The sequence below is a fragment of the Hallerella sp. genome (assembly GCF_022776125.1).
GTDB lineage: Bacteria > Fibrobacterota > Fibrobacteria > Fibrobacterales > Fibrobacteraceae > Hallerella > Hallerella succinigenes.
The window spans coordinates 1-20367 of sequence record NZ_JALFIA010000008.1; the positions used below are offsets into that span (position 1 = coordinate 1).

General features: G+C 49.6%; 16 protein-coding genes. 12 read left to right on the forward strand and 4 right to left on the reverse strand.

Annotated elements, in window-relative coordinates:
* The first annotated feature begins 155 nt into the window (after nucleotides 1-155).
* The 7 genes from MR847_RS00850 to MR847_RS00880 all read left to right on the forward strand — a co-directional run bounded on the left by MR847_RS00850 (nucleotide 156) and on the right by MR847_RS00880 (nucleotide 8288).
* A complete protein-coding gene (locus MR847_RS00850; protein WP_287722642.1) occupies nucleotides 156-824 on the forward strand; it encodes a DUF3990 domain-containing protein in 669 nt (222 codons plus the stop codon).
* A complete protein-coding gene (locus MR847_RS00855) occupies nucleotides 808-1266 on the forward strand; it encodes a hypothetical protein (RefSeq protein WP_277002601.1) in 459 nt (152 codons plus the stop codon). Before MR847_RS00850 ends, MR847_RS00855 begins: the two co-directional genes overlap by 17 nt.
* Before the next feature lie 106 nt (nucleotides 1267-1372).
* Nucleotides 1373-2488, forward strand: coding sequence for a cation diffusion facilitator family transporter (locus MR847_RS00860; protein WP_287722645.1), 1116 nt, complete (start codon nucleotides 1373-1375; stop codon nucleotides 2486-2488).
* 88 nt (nucleotides 2489-2576) lie between these two features.
* A complete protein-coding gene (locus tag MR847_RS00865) occupies nucleotides 2577-3989 on the forward strand; it encodes an MATE family efflux transporter (protein WP_287722647.1) in 1413 nt (470 codons plus the stop codon).
* 250 nt (nucleotides 3990-4239) lie between these two features.
* Nucleotides 4240-5040 (forward strand): anaerobic ribonucleoside-triphosphate reductase activating protein, encoded by an 801-nt coding sequence (locus MR847_RS00870; RefSeq protein WP_277002593.1) that lies wholly within the window; start codon nucleotides 4240-4242, stop codon nucleotides 5038-5040.
* Nucleotides 4968-7358, forward strand: a complete 2391-nt coding sequence (locus MR847_RS00875; protein WP_277002591.1) for a ribonucleoside triphosphate reductase — start codon at nucleotides 4968-4970, stop codon at nucleotides 7356-7358. Before MR847_RS00870 ends, MR847_RS00875 begins: the two co-directional genes overlap by 73 nt.
* Before the next feature lie 12 nt (nucleotides 7359-7370).
* The gene (locus MR847_RS00880) at nucleotides 7371-8288 is read left to right on the forward strand and encodes an NAD(P)/FAD-dependent oxidoreductase (protein WP_287722648.1); all 918 of its coding nucleotides are present in this window, start codon (nucleotides 7371-7373) and stop codon (nucleotides 8286-8288) included.
* 109 nt (nucleotides 8289-8397) lie between these two features.
* Here the strand turns inward: MR847_RS00880 and MR847_RS00885 are convergent, their stop codons facing one another.
* The gene (locus MR847_RS00885; protein WP_277002586.1) at nucleotides 8398-8664 is read right to left on the reverse strand and encodes a hypothetical protein; all 267 of its coding nucleotides are present in this window, start codon (nucleotides 8662-8664) and stop codon (nucleotides 8398-8400) included.
* Here MR847_RS00885 and MR847_RS00890 point away from each other — a divergent pair.
* Nucleotides 8657-10231 (forward strand): hypothetical protein, encoded by a 1575-nt coding sequence (locus MR847_RS00890; RefSeq protein ID WP_287722649.1) that lies wholly within the window; start codon nucleotides 8657-8659, stop codon nucleotides 10229-10231. The genes MR847_RS00885 and MR847_RS00890 overlap by 8 nt on opposite strands.
* An 82-nt stretch (nucleotides 10232-10313) precedes the next feature.
* Entirely contained in the window at nucleotides 10314-11654 is a 1341-nt protein-coding gene (locus MR847_RS00895) for a hypothetical protein (protein WP_287722651.1), read from the forward strand.
* Between the two features lie 21 nt (nucleotides 11655-11675).
* Here the strand turns inward: MR847_RS00895 and MR847_RS00900 are convergent, their stop codons facing one another.
* The 3 genes from MR847_RS00900 to MR847_RS00910 are packed head-to-tail and all read right to left on the reverse strand — an operon-like array spanning nucleotide 11676 to nucleotide 14498.
* Complete coding sequence (locus tag MR847_RS00900) at nucleotides 11676-12452, reverse strand: ABC transporter ATP-binding protein (RefSeq protein WP_287722652.1); 777 nt, start codon at nucleotides 12450-12452, stop codon at nucleotides 11676-11678.
* Nucleotides 12445-13482, reverse strand: a complete 1038-nt coding sequence (locus MR847_RS00905) for an ABC transporter permease subunit (RefSeq protein ID WP_100425603.1) — start codon at nucleotides 13480-13482, stop codon at nucleotides 12445-12447. The genes MR847_RS00900 and MR847_RS00905 overlap by 8 nt, the downstream gene beginning before the upstream one ends.
* Nucleotides 13482-14498, reverse strand: a complete 1017-nt coding sequence (locus MR847_RS00910; protein WP_287722653.1) for an ABC transporter permease subunit — start codon at nucleotides 14496-14498, stop codon at nucleotides 13482-13484. Before MR847_RS00910 ends, MR847_RS00905 begins: the two co-directional genes overlap by 1 nt.
* A 32-nt stretch (nucleotides 14499-14530) precedes the next feature.
* Here MR847_RS00910 and MR847_RS00915 point away from each other — a divergent pair, with 32 nt between their 5' ends.
* The 3 genes from MR847_RS00915 to MR847_RS00925 all read left to right on the forward strand — a co-directional run.
* On the forward strand, nucleotides 14531-15214 hold the full coding sequence (locus MR847_RS00915) for a queuosine precursor transporter (RefSeq protein ID WP_100425601.1): 684 nt from the start codon (nucleotides 14531-14533) through the stop codon (nucleotides 15212-15214).
* 354 nt (nucleotides 15215-15568) lie between these two features.
* On the forward strand, nucleotides 15569-17812 hold the full coding sequence (recD2, locus tag MR847_RS00920) for an SF1B family DNA helicase RecD2 (RefSeq protein WP_287722654.1): 2244 nt from the start codon (nucleotides 15569-15571) through the stop codon (nucleotides 17810-17812).
* Nucleotides 17813-17911: 99 nt separating this feature from the next.
* Nucleotides 17912-20367 (forward strand): DNA methyltransferase (locus MR847_RS00925; RefSeq protein ID WP_287722655.1); only part of this gene is annotated, 2456 nt, incomplete at its 3' end.

The following is a 20367-nucleotide window of genomic DNA, read 5'->3' on the forward strand; positions in this document are numbered from 1 at the left end:
ATCCCGCTGAATAGGGACTTCGTGGCAGAAATGCACCGCTACTGGTTTGGCAGATAGCTCCTTTTTTTCCGAGCTTCACTGCTCGGGATTTTTGATTTATGAGTGCTCCATAAATGCTTCTTGATGCAACCAACTAAATAAAGTATATTCTGTCTATGATTCTATATCATGGTTCCGACAAACAAATACCAACTCCTGAATGGGGCAAAGGCAACCCGAGAAACGATTATGGGCAGGGTTTTTATTGTACGGAATCACTAGAACTCGCCAAGGAATGGGCTTGTCAAAAGAATACTGACGGGTATGCTAACCAGTATGAGCTGAACACTCAGGGACTAAATGTTTTGGATTTATCGCAGGAGCCGTTTAATCTACTCCATTGGCTCACCATCTTGATGCAAAACCGGGTCTTTTCGCCAAAAGCTCCCATCGGAAAACAGAACTTGCAATTCTTAACAGACCGTTTCCATTTAGATTATCAACAGTACGACATCATTCGTGGCTATCGTGCTAACGATTCTTATTTCTCTTTTGCAAGCGATTTCCTGGAAAACATCATTCCAGTGCAAAATCTCGCTTCGTCAATGAAACTTGGCAGTCTTGGTTTGCAAACCGTTTTGAAATCAAAAAAAAGTTTTGAACGTCTCACCTTTGTGAAAACAATTTTTTCACCAAAAGAGAAGTACTATTCAAAATATAAAGAACGCGATACAGCAGCCCGCAAATCCTATCTAGAAGGCTTACGAAAAGTTTCGCCAAGTGATGCTGTTTACATGATTGATCTCGTTCGAAATCCGGAGCTGTTGAATGACCTTGCCTTATGACGAAATGTATCTTGCTTCCGTGCAAGAAAACTTGGGATTCTTTTTTCAGATTTCTCTCAACGAATTGAATTTATCTGCATCCCAGGTACAAAAAGGTTTTCTCTCTTCCGAAATTCCAGGACAGATTCAGATGGGGAATCCCGACTATTTATGCGGAAAATCAGGTTACGAGCTTGCGTTGATTGCTTTCCCAAATTTATTAACCGATTCAATTCTTGAAAAAGCACTCGCTGAACCATTCTACCCGCAAGCGGAATATTGGAGCGGAACCGTTATCGCTTATTGTCAGTGGAAAACAGGCAAAGCATTTTCAGAGATTCTAGAACTCTATCCACTGGAAAGAATCCTTTCAAGTTACCATTTGTTGCATGAAGCCGACATCACCAAAGTCGTCGAACAAATCGATGCCGTTCTAAAGGATTCTCCTGCCGTACAAAATTAAACGTGCAGGCTTGTCACATTTTTCATTAAAGAAATCATCCGCAGCCAACGCATTTTCTGTCCGTTGCGTCAAAGACTAAAAAATAATACTACATTCCCTACTATGTATGATAGAGACCGAAATTGAAAATCGCAGTAAAGTTATTGTCCGCACAAGCATTGTGGGCATCGTCACGAACGTTATCCTCTCCGCCTTCAAAGCGGCAGTCGGATTTGTCACAGGTTCCATCGCTGTCACTCTCGACGCAGTGAACAATCTTTCCGATGCGCTTTCCTCAGTCATCACAATCGTAGGCGCCAAGCTTTCGAACAAGCTTCCGAATAAAAAGCATCCGCTCGGTTACGGCCGAATGGAATATTTAAGCGCAATGGTCGTCGCCGTGATCGTTCTTTACGCCGGCGGAACCTCTGCCGTGGAATCCGTGAAAAAGATTATCCACCCCGAAGAAGCCAACTATTCCACCGCTTCTCTTGTGATTATCGCTTCTGCGGTTGTCGTCAAGCTTGTTCTCGGCAAGTTTGTCAAACGCCAAGGCGAACGTGTCAATTCAGGGGCTCTTATCGCATCCGGCGCAGATGCGCTTTTCGACGCAATTCTTTCGCTTTCCGTTCTCGCCTCTGCGCTTATTTTCATCACCACGGGCATTTCACTCGAAGCCTATGTGGGCATTGTGATTTCCATTTTCATCATCAAGTCCGGCATCGAAATGCTCAAGGACACTCTCGACGATATTTTGGGAAAGCGCAACGACCGTGAAAAAGTCAAGCAGATAAAAAAAATCCTCACGTCCGAACCTTCCGTACGCGGAGCCTATGACGTATTTTTGAACGATTACGGTCCAAACAAATTAATCGGATCCGTTCATTTGGAACTTCCCGACACGATGACCATCGAAGAGCTCGACGCGCTCACTCGAAAGCTCCAAACGAAAGTCCATAAAGAAACGGGCGTTACCTTGACCGGAGTCGGCGTATATTCTTACAATACGGGCAATAACGAAGCCGCAAAAATCCGCAACGACATTTTACACATTGTAAAGGCTCACGAATGGGCTTTGCAAATGCACGGATTCTTTGTGGATTTCGAAGAAAAAACGATTCGTTTCGACGTCGTTTTAAGTTTCGACATTATGCCGGAAGAAGCTCTTGAAATTTTGAATAAAGACCTGAGCGCCGCTTATCCCGAATTCAGCGTCCACATCGCCCCCGATCTGGACATTTAATTCCCTCCCGCGCTTCGCTCGGAGCAAGTGTGGTTCCTCGCAATGGCAGAACGTCCCCTAGGCGAACATCTTTTCTAAATTAGAGAATATGTTTGCATTTTTCAATAAGTTATACAAGCCAGGGAAATTCAAAAAGAACGGCGACGTCAAAGACGTGCTCGTCGTAGCTTTGCCGATGCTCCTTTCGATGAGCTTCGACACATTCATGACTTTTATCGACAGGCTTTTCCTTTCAAAACTCGGACCTGCCGAAATGAACGCAGCCCTAGGTGCAGGGGCAGTTCAACTTGCGCTGATTACATTCTTTACGGGTGCCATCAGCTACACGACCGCCATGGTCGCGCAACGTCTTGGTGCCAAAAAACACCGCGACTGCGCCAAGGTCTTTATGCAAGCGATCTACCTGTCGTTCATCTGCGTTCCGCTTTTGTACTTGTCGATTCCCCTAGGGCACATCATTTTCGGAATGGAGAACCTCCCCGCCGACCAGTTACAGTATCAAAAGACCTACTTCAATATTTTGATGTTCGGTGGCATCATCAACCTGGTGCGAAACGCGGCTCCGTGCTTTTTTAGCGGCATCGGCGAGACCAAAATCGTGATGCAGGCTGCATTCGTGGGCATGATCATAAACGTGGTCTGCAACTTTTTCCTCATTTACGGCGCAGGGCCAATTCCCGCAATGGGCATCGCAGGCGCCGCTTACGGAACGCTGATCGGAAACTTCGTCTCCACGGTAATCCTTTTTGCCAAATTTTTCAGCAAGTCTTACCACAAGCGTTTCAACACGCGTCATTCCTTCGCCTTCAGCAAGCCTTTGACGGTGGAACTTTTGAAAAAGGGCCTTCCGTCCGGTGTAGAAATGTTCTTGAACATGGCGGCTTTCCAGCTTTTGATTTTGATGTTCCACGCCCTCGGTCCGGAATCCGCCACCGCTTCTTCGATCATGTTCAACTGGGACATGGTGGCATACGTGCCGCTGATAGGACTTGAAGTCGCCTCGACGAGCCTTGTGGGCCGTTACGTGGGCGCAAAGGAAGGCGCTGCGGCAACGCGGTCCACTTATTCGGGGCTGCGGATCGGTTGGGCGTATTCCGCGCTCATCGGTATGCTGTTCATCTTTTTGCCAGGCGTTCTCGCCGACATCTTTAGGCCCGACGCAAACGTTGGCGCGTCTGCGATTTCCATTTTCGAAAACGCCCGGCCTATGAGCCTCTTTATGCTCCGTTTTGCAGCGCTGTATATTTTTGTGGAAGTTCTACTCGTGATTTATGCGGGAGCACTCCGTGGCGCAGGGGACACTTTATGGGTGATGTTTGCAAGCGCGCTCATGAACTGGTTTGTCGCAGGAGCCCTTTACGTGACAGCCTACGTGTTCCATTTGCCAGCGCATTATGCCTGGATCGCGGTCGTCGCCGTTTACAGCACCGCCCCGCTGTTTTTCCTGTACCGTTGGAAGAGCGGAAAATGGCGCAAGCACCTGCTCGACGCCAAAGCCTAAGCGGTTTATAGTTATAAGTGACTAGGTATCAGGTACCGGGTGTCATTGCGAAAGGCGATAGCCTTGAAACAATCTGTTTTGATTGTTCATGGATAATTTTTTCTTACTTACAATTTCATTACGTTCAAATTTCCCATAATTCCTAATAAATCAACAATTTATCCCACAGATAGTAGTTTTTTTCACGTCATACACAAAATATTGTGCATTTTCATTGCAAACTACCACAAGATTTATTACTATTCAAAGTATGATGCTACAAGGATTACAACGTTTAACCCTCCTCGACTTTCCGGGCAAGCTTGCTTGCACCGTGTTCACTCGGGGCTGTAACTGGCGTTGTCCCTTCTGCCATAATGCGTCCCTCGTGCTCCCGAACGCGTTTCAGGCACCGGACGTTTCAATCGACGATTTCTTCCAGTTCCTTGGCAAGCGCCAGGGCATTTTGGACGGAATCTGCATTTCCGGCGGAGAACCATTGCTGCAGTCGGGCATTGAAGATTTCATCCTCGAGATCCGGGATATGGGATTCCAGGTCAAGCTCGATACGAATGGCACTTCCCCGGAACGTCTCAGAAGACTCTCGGAAGGGGGACTTCTCGACTATGTTGCGGTAGACATCAAAAATTCCTTGGAACGCTACGGCGAAACCGTCGGCATTCCGAATTACGATACCTCGGCTGTGGAGGAGAGCGTGGATTTTTTGCTCACGGGGAACCAGCCGTTTGAATTCCGCACAACAGTCATCAGCGAATTCCACGATGCCGAATCCTTCTACAAAATCGGAGAATGGATTCACGGGAATGAGCCTTATTACTTACAGCAGTTCGTCGACTCGGGAGACCTTGTCGGCAACATTCGACTGCACCCGGTTGATGCGGAAGGCATGAACCACTTTAAGGAAATTGTTTCCGCCTACGTTCCAAATGTGGAACTTCGCGGAGTCCAGGATTTAACACCAGAGGAAGAGGAATCCACATGTATCAAGTCATCAAACGCGACGGAGAATTTGTCGACTTCAACATCGAAAAAATTCGCGGTGCAATATTAAAAGCCTTCAAGGCAAAAGATAAGGAGTATACCGACGACACCATCGACTTCTTGGCGTTGAAGGTAACCGCCGATTTTAATGACAAAATCCAAAACGGCAAGATCGCCGTCGAAGACGTGCAAGACAGCGTGGAACGCGTTCTGCAGCGCGCGGGTTATGAAGATGTGGCAAAGGCTTACATTTTGTACCGTCGTGAACGTGAAAAAGTGCGCAACATGAAGTCCGCCCTTCTCGATTACAAGAAGACGGTCGACGGTTACGTGAAAACCTCCGATTGGCGCGTCAAGGAAAATTCGACGGTGACGTATTCCGTCGGCGGCTTGATCCTTTCAAACTCCGGCGCAATCACAGCGAACTACTGGCTCTCCGAAATTTACGACAACGAGATCGCCGATGCCCACCGCAATACGGACATCCACATTCACGACCTTTCGATGCTCACCGGCTATTGCGCCGGCTGGTCTTTGAAGCAGCTGATCCAGGAAGGTCTCGGCGGTGTTCCGGGCAAAATCACTTCCGCCCCAGCAAAGCACTTGCCGCAGCTCTGCAATCAAATGGTGAACTTTCTCGGCATTATGCAGAACGAATGGGCGGGCGCTCAGGCTTTCTCCTCTTTCGACACGTACCTTTCCGCATTCGTCAAGGCAGACGCCCTTTCTTACGAACAGACAAAGAAGAGCATCGAGTCCTTCATTTACGGCGTGAACACTCCGTCCCGCTGGGGTTCACAGGCGCCGTTCACGAACATCACTCTCGACTGGACAGTTCCAAACGATCTCGCGGAATTGAACGCAATTGTCGGCGGCAAGGAAATGCCGTTCAAGTATAAAGATTGCCAAAAGGAAATGGACATGGTAAACAAAGCGTTCATCGAGGTGATGCTTGAAGGCGACGCCAACGGACGAGGATTCCAGTATCCGATTCCGACCTATTCCATTACCCGTGACTTTGATTGGTCCGAAACGGAAAACAACCGTCTTCTGTTCGAAATGACCTCCAAGTTCGGCACCCCGTATTTCTCGAACTACATCAACAGCGACATGGAACCTTCCGACGTCCGCTCCATGTGCTGCAGACTGCGTCTCGACCTGCGTGAACTTCGCAAAAAATCCGGAGGCTACTTCGGCAGTGGCGAAAGCACCGGCTCGATTGGCGTCGTCACCATCAACCTGCCGCGTTGCGCCTATCTTTCGAGTAACGAAAACGACTTCTTCGCCCGTCTTAACAAGATGATGGACATCGCCGCCCGTTCTCTTAAAGTCAAGCGTACCACGGTCACGAAGCTTTTGAACGAAGGCCTCTATCCGTACACCAAGCATTACCTAGGCACATTCAACAACCACTTCTCCACGATCGGTCTCGTCGGCATGAACGAAGCGACTTTGAACGCCAAGTGGCTCGGCAAGGACCTGACGCACAAGGAAGCGCAGGAATTTGCCAAGAAGGTTCTGAATCACATGAGAACGCGCCTTTCCGATTACCAGGAAATGTACGGTGACCTTTACAACCTGGAAGCGACCCCGGCAGAATCCACCGCTTTCCGCTTCGCCAAGCATGACAAGGCTCAGTTCCCGGACATCGTGACCGCCAACGAAAACGGTTCCCCGTACTACACGAATTCTTCGCACTTGCCGGTCGGCTACACGCAAGACATCTTCAGCGCCCTCGACGTGCAAGATGAGCTGCAGACGCTTTACACGTCCGGAACCGTTTTCCACGCGTTCCTCGGCGAACGTCTGCCGAACTGGAAATCCGCCGCAAATCTCGTAAAAAAGATCGCGGAAAACTACAAACTTCCATACTACACGCTTTCCCCAACATATTCCATCTGTGCCGATCACGGATACCTGAACGGAGAACAGAAAGTTTGCCCACACTGCGGAAAGCCCACCGAAACGTGGAGTCGCATTACCGGTTACTACCGCCCGGTCAAAAACTGGAACGACGGCAAGTTGCAGGAATACAACGACCGTCAGGTTTACCATGCGGAATCCTCGAAGCTTACGCACACGATCACCCGTGAAACGGCACAGGCTTCTACCAAAGCGCCTAAAGCAACTGCAACAGTCGCATCCCAGGCAACGGATATGGGAAAGATGGCTATGCTCTTCACCACCAAAACTTGCCCGAACTGCAAAATGGCAAAGTCCATTCTCGACGGTGACCATTACTCTTACAAAGTCGTAGACGCCGAAATCGAAGTCGATCTCACCAAAAAGTTCGACGTGAAGCAGGCTCCGACCCTCGTCGTGTTCGAAGGCAACCATGTGGAACTCATCCAGAACGTTTCGAACATCAAGAAATTCGTCAAAGGCTAAGCAGAAGGTAAGATGACAGACGTTTTAATCGTAGGCGCAGGTCCCGCGGGACTCACCGCCGCACTCTATGCGGCGCGCGCCGGTAAAACAGTCAAAATTCTCGACGCGGAAGGCATCGGAGGTCAAATCACCAAATCTCCGCTGGTGGAAAACTATCCGGGCATCGCCAAGATGAGCGGCATGAGCTTTGCCGACAATCTGTACGAACAGGTTTCCGCCTTGGGCGTGGAATTTGAACTAGCAACGGCTTTGCGCATTGAAAAGGGCGAGAACGGCTCGCACGTCGTGGTGACGGATGACGGCAACTTTGAAGCACGTGCCGTGATCCTTGCGACAGGCGTAAAGCACCGCCTGTTGAACATTCCCGGTGAAGAGGAATTCCAAGGTCATGGGATTTCCTTTTGCACCCTCTGCGACGGAGCCTTTTTCAAGGGCCGACCCGTTGCAGTAATCGGTGGCGGGAATACAGCGATTACCGATGCGCTTTACCTTTCGGCGCTCGCTTCGGAGGTGACGATTCTGCACCGCCGCGACGAGTTCCGCGCCGACGAAAATCTGATGGAACGCGCCAAAAGCATTCCGAATATTTTCTGGTTGCCGAATGTAAACATCGAAGAATTCCAAGGCTCCGGAAATCTGACGCAGATCCGTTATACAGACAAACTCGACGGTTCCGAAAAAATCCTCAAGACCGATGCCGCCTTTATCGCCATCGGCCAGGTTCCGAACAATCTGGCATTTGCGGATTTGACGGATCTGGATGCGGAAGGATACTTTGCGTCCGATGAAGGCGGGGCGACAAAATCCGAAGGGATTTTTGTCGCGGGCGATTGCCGAAAGAAGAACGTTCGGCAGTTGACCACGGCAATCGCAGACGGCTCGAACGCAGCCGTCGCCGCATGGAAGTACATCGATTCCAAATTCCACTGACTTTGCAAGCTTTTCGTAACTTTCGTGTCAAACGGTCTTTCAATAAGGCCGTTTTTTTCTAGGTTTCTCCTGCAATTCACTGCGGAGAAACATGTATTCATGGAGGTTCTTATGAAATATTTCCGTTTCTGGGGCTAATCGTAGCCTCTTGTGCCATCTTCTTCGGTTGCGGCAATTCTTCGAGCGCATCGGACAATGACAGTTCTTCTTCTGTCGCCGAAGAAATCTCATCCACTTCCAAGGATAAGTCTTCCGATTCCAAAGGAAGCTCTTCTTCGAGCTCTGTAGAAGAACTCGATATAAGCAACTGCGAAACAGCTAAAGACGCAAAGCTCCAGGCACAGATTTCTGAAGCTACCGCAGCATTCATGAACATGGTTTATTCCAGCGAATTCGCTCTCAAAACTGTCGAAAACTACAAGAATTTCCAGTCCGAAATCGCTAATGCAACAGAACTCTTCAGTTCCGCTCTCGAAAGTCAGCCGGGCAACTGCGAAGCCCAGCTCGGTTACGCTCTCGCTACCGTGGCAAACCTCGTCAATGACCCGGAAGTCAAGGTGATTACCGACTCCCTTCTGCTCGGCTCCACCGAACAAAAATTCGCTTTGGTCAATATTTACCAGGCAGAAAATTACGCAAGCGAAGTCATGCAATCCGCAATCCAGGTCGACAGCACCTTGATCACGGACCGTATCCAGGGCATCATCGAATCGAACGCACTCCCGACTGTGCAGCAGTCCCTTAAAATTTTCAAGAATTTAATCGACAACGACTTCTACTACGTATACGAAGCGGACGGCAACACCCTCTCCTTGGGCAAGGGAGAATTCCAGCTCACCGCGGGCGCTCTCCAGGCAACGGAAGCAGCTCTCACCCTCCTCGCTTCTTACAATCTCGACGCATCGCTTAACGGTTCCTATAACTGGATCGTCCACCTTGCCGAAATCGAACCTGACTCTACCCAAGCCGAAGAATACCAGTTGTACAAAGATGCTGTCAACCAGGCTTACCACCTTTTGAGCGATAGCGCAAGCTTCCTCACGGTGAAAGACGCTTGGAAGACCAAATACAGTTCTATTCCGGACATGCTAGACAGCGCCGTTGGCAACGTAAAGAACGGTCTCCAGACTCTTCTCGACAGCGCAAGCTCCAAATACGCAACATCCGCAGTCATTGCCATTAGCGATGGCGAAATGGGCGACATTTCGACCGAAAATGTCAAAAAAGTGATTAACGTCCTCGACTCCGTCCAACAGGTGATTCGCACTTCTATCACCGTGGAATTTAACGAAATCGAAATTAAAATCTGCCCGAAGAAGTTCTTCTCCATTACCGACGGTATCCAGGACTTCTTCCCGTATTACAAGAGCATCGACTACTCGGAATGGAGCCATTTCCTTTCTGATACGGCCTATTACGAATGGTCTTCGGATGATATCTCCGAATCCATTAACCTCGCGGAAAAATACGCAAAACAGATTGTCAAAGAAAAAGTCCCTTTCATTGATAATCTTTACATAGGCAAATCCAGCGGTCATTACATCACAACTGACGGCAGGTACATTTCCTTTGAAATATCTTGGGAAAATTGCAGTGTCACCATCAACGACACAACGGGCCCTTTAGCAGAAATGATCAACGACACATACAGCCTGAACTCGGAGTCCGGAACCTTCTGCCGTATGACGGGAAAAAACCAATTCTTCGCCTATATTCCCTATAATCTGATGCCGGATTTATTCTACTTCACCGATGCTGAAGGGAAAAAGACCATTTCTCTCGCGAATTTTCACAAAGAACTCCAATACAATAAAATCAATCCGGAAGACCTTACCGATTACATCGTGTTCCCGGATCCGACCTTCAACGGCGTTTTCCCGAACATGGATCAGAAAACAATGGCTTATCTCTTCGTCATCCTGATGTATGGCGCTGGGAAGTAATTAGATTCCTATGTTCCAAAAAATTCTCGTTTTCTTTTTGACTTTTGCGGCTTTAGCTTCTGCAGAGTGGAAGGAGACGGGGATGGCCCGCTGTAGCGGGCTTTTTTTGTTAAACGAAAACGACGCGAGTGCGAACGTATTCGGATGTCAAATTCTAGATTCCCTTCGCACAAGCGTTTTGGATATCGACGCCAAATTACGCCATTCTGAAACCAGCGGTTCTTGGACTTACAAAGCCTGGAAGCTCAAGTCGGAAATGTCCGTTTCCGAAATGAAAATCGGCACCCGCGGAAAATTTCGCCATCTGATTTTAGAAACTTCTGTCGCCGGAAATAATGAACACTTGCGAGCTCTCACCGTTTCCAGTTTGCAGCTAAACGATTCTCTTTTTTACATCGGCATGCATTTGGGAGGCGGTTCCGTCGGAACCTTAAAAACGGAATGGACAACTCTGGTTCCAAACGGTCTCCTCGATACGGTGGATTTGGAATACGAAGCGCGTTACAGAACCAAAGGCGCCTTTATCGGTTCCAAGTATCTCCGTCATGCCGCCGAAATCAACTGGGATTTTTTGCACACACGCCGTGCGCCTTTTGAAGACGTGCATGATGCAATCCGCGATTCGAGCGAAGGCTTTCTCGGACGTTTGAATTATGAATACCGCGGTACAAGCGGAACCATTCGATTCTGGGCGTTGTGGGCGCACTTGAATTCAGAGTTTTTTTTGCTCCGTTCCGAAGAGAATAACGTTAAACGTTTTGGATATTTAGAACTACGCGGTAATTTGGAAGGCGCAAACCTTGCTTACGAAAATGCAAAGTGGAATCTGCAGGCCGGAGCGTTCTTTTTGCAGTTAGAAATTCCCCGCCACGCGGAACGCTTTTTTGAAACTTTGGCCCCGCAGCGAGCCTTGGACTATTCCCTATTGCAGACACTTTCGCTCAGCTTTTACAAAGTCAACTACCGCATGTACGGAGATCTTTCGGGATTCCTTTCCCACGCAAAAATCAAGCGGACTTTTGAATTTTCACCGGGTGAATTTCACCTGCGCCCAGGAATTTCCGCAGACTTCTTCTACGTTCAAGGAAAGCTGGACGGTGCACAGGAAAATGTGAAGACCGCTCTCATTTTGACCCAGGTGAGAAAGAGAATTTATGAAGGTTCTCTGAACGCCTTCGGCGTCATTGCAAGCTTATCGTTCAAGGTGGAAACTCCGAAGCGGCGCTTCTTTTTTGATGCAAACGCATACCAGATAGCGCCTCTTATTTTGTCAAAGGAACTGACCGAAACCGATGAGAACGGTAATGAAGTCGACGTTTCGTTCACAGGGAATACCGAAGACGGAAAGGTGCCTTCCAAAACGGAATACCTGCCGCTCCGCACAGGATTCGCTTTCGACGCTTCGATCGGTTTCCGCTTTTAAAGATTCGACCGGTTTCCGCTTTTACTGCGGAATCGCCGCGATAAGTCTTTGGGTATAAGCATCCTTCGGATGCAGAATAATGTCGCGGCTCGTTCCCGTTTCCACAATCCGACCTTGATACATCACGGCAACGCGTTCCGTGTACTGCGCCACAAGTCCCATATTGTGCGTAATGAGCAGCACCGCCGTGTGAGATTCCACCGCCATGCGCTTGAGTACGGCGAGCACCGCCGCCTGAACCGTTACGTCCAACGCGGTCGTCGGTTCGTCAGCAATAATCAAATCCGGATGAGGCAAAAGCGACATCACAATGCAAATGCGCTGAAGCATGCCGCCGCTCATTTCGCAAGGGTAACCGCGCATGACGCGTTCCGGATCCGCAAAGCCTGCGGACTTCAAAAATTCGCAAATCTTTTCCAAGGCATCCTTTTTGGGAACCTCCGGAATCGCTTCCAAAAGCTGACTCTGAATTGTCCTGACCGGATCGAGCGCCTGCATCGGTTCTTGGAAAATCATGGAAATCTTTTTGCCGCGGACCTTGCGCAGTTCGAGAAGCGGAAGCTTCAAAAGATCTTTTCCATCAAACATCGCAGAGCCCGAAATCGCCTTTGCCGAAGGTTTTGGCAAAAGTCCGAGAAGGCTCATCGAGGTCACGCTTTTGCCGCTGCCCGATTCTCCGACAAGCGCAAAGAATTCCCCCGCGTGAATGTCGAACGAAACGTCAAACGTCACCTGCTTTTTGCCGAAGGCAACCGAAATATCCTTTGCCGAAAGAATCACCGGTGCAGTATCACTCATAGCGGTCTCCGGATTTCGGGTCCATCGCATCGCGAATGCCTTCCCCGACAAAAGTGGTGAGCAGTAACGTGATGAAAAGAGCGGCGACCGTGCAAATGGAAATCCACGGTGCGTAAAGGTTGTTCAATCCTTCGCTCATAAGTTCACCCCAGCTGGGCGTTGGCGGTTCAAGGCCAAAGCCTAAGAAGTCGAGAGATGTCAAACTTCCGATGCCGCCGATGAGCGTAAACGGAAAGAGCGTAATCACCGGAGTGAATGCGTTCGGGAGGATTTCCTTGAAGAAAATTCTCACATGGCCCATGCCGAGCATTTTCGCCGCACGCACGTACTGTTGCGAACGGAGTTTCAGGTATTCCGCGCGCATATAATAGCTCAAAGAGATCCAGTTGAAAATCGCCATGATCGCAATCAACAGGACAAAGCTTCTGCCGTAAATCGACCCGATCAAAATCACCACGTAAAGGAACGGGAGCGAAGACCAGATTTCAATTCCGCGTTGCATTAAAATATCCCACTTTCCACCGAGGTAACCTTGGATACCGCCAATCACAATTCCAAGAAAAGTACCGAGCAGCGTTAAAAGCAAGCTAAAGCTCATGCAAATGCGAAAGCCGTGAATAAGCCTCGAAAGCACATCACGACCGTGCGCATCCGTTCCGAGCAAATGTTTTGAACTCGGCGCAAAAGGAGGCGTTCCATCCGCCGAAAGATCCGCTTTCAAAGGATCCTGCACAATGAGCGGCATCAGCGCCCAGACGTTTTTACCGTCTTCTTTCGCATCTGCCATCAGCACAGGATAATCCGGTTCCGTTTCATAGGTTCCGCCGAATTCCGTTTCCGCGTAAGTCACAAACGCCGGGAAATAGGTTTTGCCTTCGTAGCGCAAAATCAAAGGTTCATCGTTTACGAGCCACGGCGACAGAAGCGAAAACGCATACATCACAAGCAAGGCGCAAAGCGAACCGAACGCGATCTTGTTCCGCTTGAACTGGCGCAGCTTTTTCTGCATTTCAGGAGAAAGGAATCGCATCAGTTGAACCTAATCCGCGGATCGACAAAGGTGTACAGAATATCGCTGAACAAACGTCCAAACATCGTGAGCACGCTCGAAAGTAAAATCACTCCCATCACCACGTTGTAATCGCGGTTCACCATGGAATTGTAATACAAAAGGCCCATGCCGTCGATGTCAAAAACCTTTTCGATCAAAAGGGCGCCGGCAAACAAAAGCGTAAAGACTTCCGAAAGGCGCGTCACAATGGGAATCAGCGCATTGCGCAGCGCATGGCGCACAAGTGCCTGTCTAAAGGAAAGGCCCTTTGCCATGGCGGTCCGCATATAATCGCGTCCGAGTTCTTCCAAAACGCTGTTCTTCATCAAAAAGGTGAGGAACGCAAATTCGCTGATCATGTAGCAGACCATCGGGAGCGTCCAGTGCGTCAACACGTCGCCGATCTTTCCTGTAAAAGTCAGGTCTTCAAAATCTTCCGAAACGATTCCGCCGAGCGGAAAAATATCGAGGAAAGATCCCCCCGAAAGAAAGATGATGAGCAAAATACCGAGCGCATAACCCGGCATCACGTAGCCCGAAAAAATCAGCGCGGACGAAACCTTGTCAAAGAGCGAACGGTTCTTCACCGCCTTCGCAAGGCCAAGCGGAATGCACACGAGATAGCTCAGCAAAAAGGATGTCAAACCGAAAGCGAGCGAAATCGGAAAGCGCGAAGAAATCACGTCCCAAACCGGAAGCCCATACGTATAAGACGTTCCAAGATCCAAATGGATCACATTCCACAGCCAATCCAGATAACGCTGCCACGCCGGCTTGTCAAAGCCGAAATAGCTCTGGATCTGCGCAATCTGTTCCGGGGAAATCGACTTGGATGCGCTCACGCCGCCGTGGGCGGCCGCCGCGGACTGGACCTTTGCAATCATCTCTTCTACCGGGCCGCCAGGAATCAGCTGCACCAGGGCAAAACAGACAATCGTAATTCCCAAAATCGTGGGAATCATTAAAAGAAGTCTGCGGATGATATAGGCTTTCATTACAGGCGAATTTAACTATTTTTAGAGGCACTATGAACCAAGTTACGGAAAACCTTGTTAAAAACCGTGAAGAAGCAAGCCACACCGCCCTGCTTCTGATTTCGGGAAGCCTCATTACTTTATACCTGACCGCAAACCTGATGGCTGTCAAGCTCATCTCGATCTTCGGCATTACGATCTTTGACGCCGGAACGATTACGTTCCCCTTTGCGTACATGCTAGGCGACGTCCTCACGGAAATCTGGGGATTCAAGGCTGCCAAGCGCGTGATCGTTTTGAGCTTTTTCTGCAACATTCTCATGGTCCTTGCGACGACCGTGGGCGTTTACCTGCCCTATCCGGATTATACGGCAGAAACGGCAAACGCCTATGCGCAAATCTTCGGATACGTGCCGCGCATTGTAATCGCCTCGCTGATTTCGTTCCTCATCGGCGAGCTTTCGAACTCCTGGTCGCTCATCAAGATCCGTGAAAAGACCGGCGGAAAACACCTTTGGGCGCGCACCATCGGAAGCTCGGTCATCGGCCACATGCTCGACACGGGCCTCTTTGTGATTCTCGCCTTTGCGGGAACCGCCCCGTTTATCGACCTGCTTTCGATGATCGGAATCCAGTACGCGTTTAAACTTGGCGTCGAAGCGATCTGCGCAACGCCGATTGCTTATCTGATGATTTACAAATTGCGAAAAAAACTCGGGATTTCGCATCCAAGCTAGAAAGCTTAAAGATTTTTTACGTTAATTTTTTGCTTTTTTGACGAAAATCGCCATTCTGTCCACTTGAGAAAAAGGTTCGCCCTTGACAAACAGGGTAAAATTTTCTCTCTTTGGGGGCGTTCAAACTGAAGTTTCACCCTTTTTGGAGATAAGCACATGCCTTGCGGAAAGAAAAGAAAGCGTAAGAAGATTGCGACTCACAAGCGTAAGAAGCGTCGTCGTCGTGACCGTCAGAAGAAGAAAATCCGCTAGTTTTTAGCTGATCTCTTTCCGAAGACATACGGAAATTGCTAAAAGGAATGCTATAAAGGCATTCCTTTTGGTTTTAAATGGAAATTTTAGCATCTTTAACTCATGGATCAGATCGAAGGCACGCTCAAGACCGTCACCTACCACAACATCGAAAACGGCTTTTCGGTGCTCAAGTTCATTGTGGCAGGCGAAGCGCGCCCAGTCGCCGTGACGGGGACCTTTCCGGAACTTTCCATTGGCGAAAATCTGCGCATGCAGGGCGAATGGAAGGTGCACCCGAAGTACGGACGCCAGTTTTTCTGTTCCCAAAGCGAAGTCATCTTTCCAAAAACCGGAGAAGGCCTTGTCGCCTATCTTTCGGGCGGACTTTTTAAGGGCATCGGCGAAGCCACGGCAAAGCGCCTGGTGGACACCTTCGGCGATGACCTGGTGAACATACTCGACGGCGACGGTGACGCACTCGCCAAAAAGAAGATCAAAGGATTTTCCGGCAAAAAGGTCACGCAGCTCTTGCAAGACTGGAAGCAGATGCGAGAAAGCCGCGAAACGATGCTCTTTTTGTACAGTCACGGCATCACGGGGAGCGTGGCGTTGCGCCTATGGCGGCAGTACGGCCAAAATACCGTTTCGATCATCACCCAGAACCCTTATATTCTTTGCGAAGAAGTCTGGGGCATTGGATTTTTAAAGGCAGACGAAATCGCCCGCAAGGTAGGCATCCCCGAATGGAGCGAGGAACGCTTGGAAGCGGGCATTTGCTATGCGATGCTCAAAGCCTCTTCCGGCGAAGGGCACACGTTCCTTCCCAAGGAAACGCTCCTGTCGAACGCGGCGAACGAACTGCGTCTGCAACTGAACAGCCAGGAAGCTTACGATGATCTGCTGTACGCCTTAGAGCAACTTTTAAAAGTACAGAAGCTTTTGGACGATGGCGGAAAGGTTTCGATCCCAAGCCTCGCCCGTTCCGAAGCTTTTGTTTCGAACTTTATCAGTTCCCGGATTCAAGAAGGCGAATCGAAAGATTTCGGAAATTCGAAGGAGCTCGAAGCGTTCCTCTCCGCCTTTGAAGCGGCGCAAGGCTTTACCTACGATCCCGTTCAAAAGGCGGGCATTGTACGCGCCTTCCAAAGCAAAATCTTTATTATCACGGGCGGCCCGGGTACCGGTAAAACGACCCTCTTAAAGGGAATCCTCGCCCTCGCCGAATCCGAAGAAGTGGACGTCACCCTCGCCGCCCCCACAGGCCGCGCCGCACGCCGCATGCAAGAAGTCACCGGCCACGACGCCAAGACTTTGCACCGTCTGCTCGAAATCAATCCGGAAACGCGCCGCTTTACCCGCGACGAGAACTTCCCCATCGAAACGGGCATCATGATCGTCGACGAATTTTCGATGGTCGATACCTGGCTCTGCGCGGGCCTTATGAAGGCTCTCCCCGAACGCACGCACCTCGTGCTCATCGGCGACAAGGATCAGCTGCCAAGCATTGGACCGGGAAACGTTTTGCGCGACCTGCTTTCGATCCCTGAGATTCCCTGCATTCGACTGGAACGCATTTTCCGCCAAGCGGGCGGTAACGACATTGCCGAAAAGGCGACGCTCATCAATCAAGGGCGCAAACCTTCCCCTGTCGAAGGAAACAACTTCCACTACATTCCTTTTGAAGAACCGGAAGAAGCCCTGGACATTTTGGCAGAGCTTGTCACGGAACGCATTCCGCAGACCTTAAAAGGCCCGGTCAAAGATTTGCAAGTGCTCGTGCCGATGCACAAGGGGCCTCTCGGTACAATCGAACTGAACGCTTTTCTGCAAAAGCTTTTGAACGATTCGCCCAAGGAATTTAAATCGCAAGGCATTACCTGGCGCAGTGGCGACCGCGTGATGCAACTCCGGAACAATTACGAAAAGAACGTTTTCAACGGCGACGTGGGAAAAATCATCGCCCTTGTGAAGAACGATCAAAAAATGACCGTCGACTTTGAAGGCCATCTGGTCGGCTATGAAGGCGATGAACTGGACGAGCTTTCGCTCGCCTACGCCTGTACCATTCACAAGAGTCAGGGTAGCGAATACCCCGCCGTCATTCTCGTGCTGGATTCTTCGCACTTTCGCATGTTGCAGCGGAACTTGCTGTACACGGGAATTACCCGCGCCAAGGGACACGTCTGGATTCTTTCCGGAAACGGAGCCTTTGACGAAGCGATTCGCAACAACCGCATGCAGCTTCGTTATACGCGCCTCAAGGAATTCATTGTCAGCAAAATAAAAGGCGAAACCTTGGAACAGGCTCTGCCCTTGCAAAAAAGTCCTTACGACAAGTTCATGGAATTCCTGAATGAATCGTAAACATGATTTTAAATCCATCTTTTTTTCGAATCCATGGATTTGACAATTTCTGCCATTTCAAGATTGTATATTTGAAAAAAAATTGAATTGGAGATGTCGATGAAGACAACCGAACAGCGGGCAGCGGCCAACAAGTTTGTCAAGAAATGGTCCGGCAAGGGCTACGAGAAGGGCGAATGTCAAAAATTTTGGCTCGACCTGTTGGTGAGCGTTTTCGGCATCCAGGACTTCGTTAGCTTTGTCCAATTTGAGAACCAGATAAAGGAACGGTTTGCCGACAAGACTATCACCAACTTCATCGACGTCTACATTCCGTCCACGAAGGTGATGGTTGAGCAAAAGAGCGTGGGCAAGGACCTTCGCGCTCCCATCAGGCAGTCCGACGGCTCCCTGCTCACCCCTTTTCAGCAGGCACGCAAATACATATCGGGTCTCCCGCTTTCGCAGCACCCTCGCTGGGTAATTACCTGCAATTTTGACGAATTCCTGATTTACGATATGGAAAAGCCCGGCGGCGAGCCGGAACAGGTCTTCTTGAAGGACCTGCCCAAGGAAATTTACAGGCTGCATTTCCTCGTGGATAGCAGGAGCGACCGAATCCGACGCGAAGAAGAAATTTCCTTGAAGGCGGGGGAACTTGTTGGCAAACTCTACGATGCCCTTTACAAGCAGTACATCGCTCCCGACGAAAAGAGCCTGCGTTCGCTCAACATTCTTTGCGTCCGGATTGTGTTCTGTTTATATGCAGAAGATGCGGGGCTGTTCGATACAAAGACTGCATTTGAGGAATACATACAAAGTTTCAAGATTGAGAATGTCCGTCGCGGGCTCATCGACCTGTTCAAAGCTCTCGACACCAAGACCGAAGATCGTGACAAGTACGACACCAAGCTTTCGCCTTTTCCCTACGTGAACGGTGGGCTTTTCGCCCACGAGGACATTGAGATTCCGAATTTCAACGAAGAAATCGTGGATGTCATCGTGAACCACTGCGCTCCCTTCGACTGGAGCGAAATATCCCCGACGATTTTCGGTGCGGTATTTGAAAGTACCTTGAACCCCGAAACCCGCCGTCAAGGAGGAATGCATTACACAAGCATCGAGAACATCCACAAGGTCATCGACCCGCTGTTCCTGGACGAACTGAAAGGCGAATTTTCGTGTATTTGCGAGACGAAAAATGTAAAATCCCGCAATGAAAAACTGGAATCGTTCCAGAAAAAAATAGGGTCGCTTAAGTTCCTTGATCCCGCTTGCGGTTCGGGCAACTTCCTTACGGAGACCTACGCCAGTCTTCGCAAGTTGGAAAACGAGTGTATCAAGTTGAGGCTGGGCAAGGAATCCGCACTGGATGTGTTCGGCGACGAATTCAAGCCGCAGGTGAACATCGACCAGTTTTACGGCATCGAGATAAACGACTTTGCCGTGACGGTGGCAAAGACTGCGCTATGGATTGCCGAATGCCAGATGATGGAGGAAACTTCCAGAATACTGAACCGCAACCTTGAATTCTTGCCGCTAAAAAGCCATGCGGCCATCGTAGAAGGCAACGCCCTGCGCATAGATTGGGAATACCTGAGCGAAGAGCCGCACCTTGACTTGCTTTATGCGGACAAACTGAAATACTATATTGTTCCCGAAGATTTCGATAAGAACGCCCTGCACGATGTATCGGTGAAGTATGAAACATCAAATACTTTGCATGTCGCCACGAAGCAGGTGGAGCAAGGGAAACTTGAGCCGCACAAAGTCGAGAAAATCCGCTACGACTACATCATGGGGAACCCTCCGTTTTTAGGATATAGTTTACAGACAACAGAACAAAAAGAGGAAACCCAAAGCATTTACGTTGATGAAAATGGCAAACCTTACAGGACTGCGGGTAAAATAGATTATGTTGCCAACTGGTATTTCAGGGCATCCGAATTAATCCAGGGAACGAAAACAAAATGCGCCTTTGTTTCAACGAATAGCATCACGCAGGGAGAGCAGGTGGCAGGCGTTTGGAAACCCTTGTTCGAACGGTTCAACCTGCAAATAGACTTTGCCTACCGCACCTTCCGCTGGGATAGCGAATCCGAACAAAAGGCCCATGTCCACTGCGTGATTATCGGTTTTTCCGCTGTCACCCTGGAGCGAGCGCCGGGAGCGATAGGAACCACCAAGCGGATATTCCTGCCCGATGGTAAAGCAATATCTGCAAAGAACATCAACGCCTACCTGATGGATGCGCCAAACGTCTTTGTGGAAAGCCGCAAACACCCTTTGTGCAAAGTTCCCCTGATGACCACAGGCAACCGGCCTGCCGATGGCGGGCACCTGATTATCGAGGCGGACGAGTACGAAAATTTCATACGCAAGGAACCCGAAGCGAAACGGTTTATCAAGCGACTTGTCGGCTCCGAAGAGTTTATCAACAACAAGCCGCGTTATTGTCTTTGGCTTGTCGATGCGACGCCCGCACAAATCAAGGGAATGCACGAAGTTTACAAACGCGTTCAAGCATGCAAACTGGACCGGGAAAGTTCGCCAGACGAAGGGCGGCAGAAACTGGC

Bases quoted from the DNA above. Each gene is read 5' to 3' on its own strand.
- MR847_RS00850 (WP_287722642.1), top strand. From the start codon at position 156: ATGATTCTATATCATGGTTCCGACAAACAAATACCAACTCCTGAATGG.
- MR847_RS00855 (WP_277002601.1), top strand. From the start codon at position 808: ATGACCTTGCCTTATGACGAAATGTATCTTGCTTCCGTGCAAGAAAAC.
- MR847_RS00860 (WP_287722645.1), top strand. From the start codon at position 1,373: ATGATAGAGACCGAAATTGAAAATCGCAGTAAAGTTATTGTCCGCACA.
- MR847_RS00865 (WP_287722647.1), top strand. From the start codon at position 2,577: ATGTTTGCATTTTTCAATAAGTTATACAAGCCAGGGAAATTCAAAAAG.
- MR847_RS00870 (WP_277002593.1), top strand. From the start codon at position 4,240: ATGATGCTACAAGGATTACAACGTTTAACCCTCCTCGACTTTCCGGGC.
- MR847_RS00875 (WP_277002591.1), top strand. From the start codon at position 4,968: ATGTATCAAGTCATCAAACGCGACGGAGAATTTGTCGACTTCAACATC.
- MR847_RS00880 (WP_287722648.1), top strand. From the start codon at position 7,371: ATGACAGACGTTTTAATCGTAGGCGCAGGTCCCGCGGGACTCACCGCC.
- MR847_RS00890 (WP_287722649.1), top strand. From the start codon at position 8,657: ATGAACATGGTTTATTCCAGCGAATTCGCTCTCAAAACTGTCGAAAAC.
- MR847_RS00885 (WP_277002586.1), bottom strand. From the start codon at position 8,664: ATGTTCATGAATGCTGCGGTAGCTTCAGAAATCTGTGCCTGGAGCTTT.
- MR847_RS00895 (WP_287722651.1), top strand. From the start codon at position 10,314: ATGGCCCGCTGTAGCGGGCTTTTTTTGTTAAACGAAAACGACGCGAGT.
- MR847_RS00900 (WP_287722652.1), bottom strand. From the start codon at position 12,452: ATGAGTGATACTGCACCGGTGATTCTTTCGGCAAAGGATATTTCGGTT.
- MR847_RS00905 (WP_100425603.1), bottom strand. From the start codon at position 13,482: ATGCGATTCCTTTCTCCTGAAATGCAGAAAAAGCTGCGCCAGTTCAAG.
- MR847_RS00910 (WP_287722653.1), bottom strand. From the start codon at position 14,498: ATGAAAGCCTATATCATCCGCAGACTTCTTTTAATGATTCCCACGATT.
- MR847_RS00915 (WP_100425601.1), top strand. From the start codon at position 14,531: ATGAACCAAGTTACGGAAAACCTTGTTAAAAACCGTGAAGAAGCAAGC.
- recD2 (WP_287722654.1), top strand. From the start codon at position 15,569: ATGGATCAGATCGAAGGCACGCTCAAGACCGTCACCTACCACAACATC.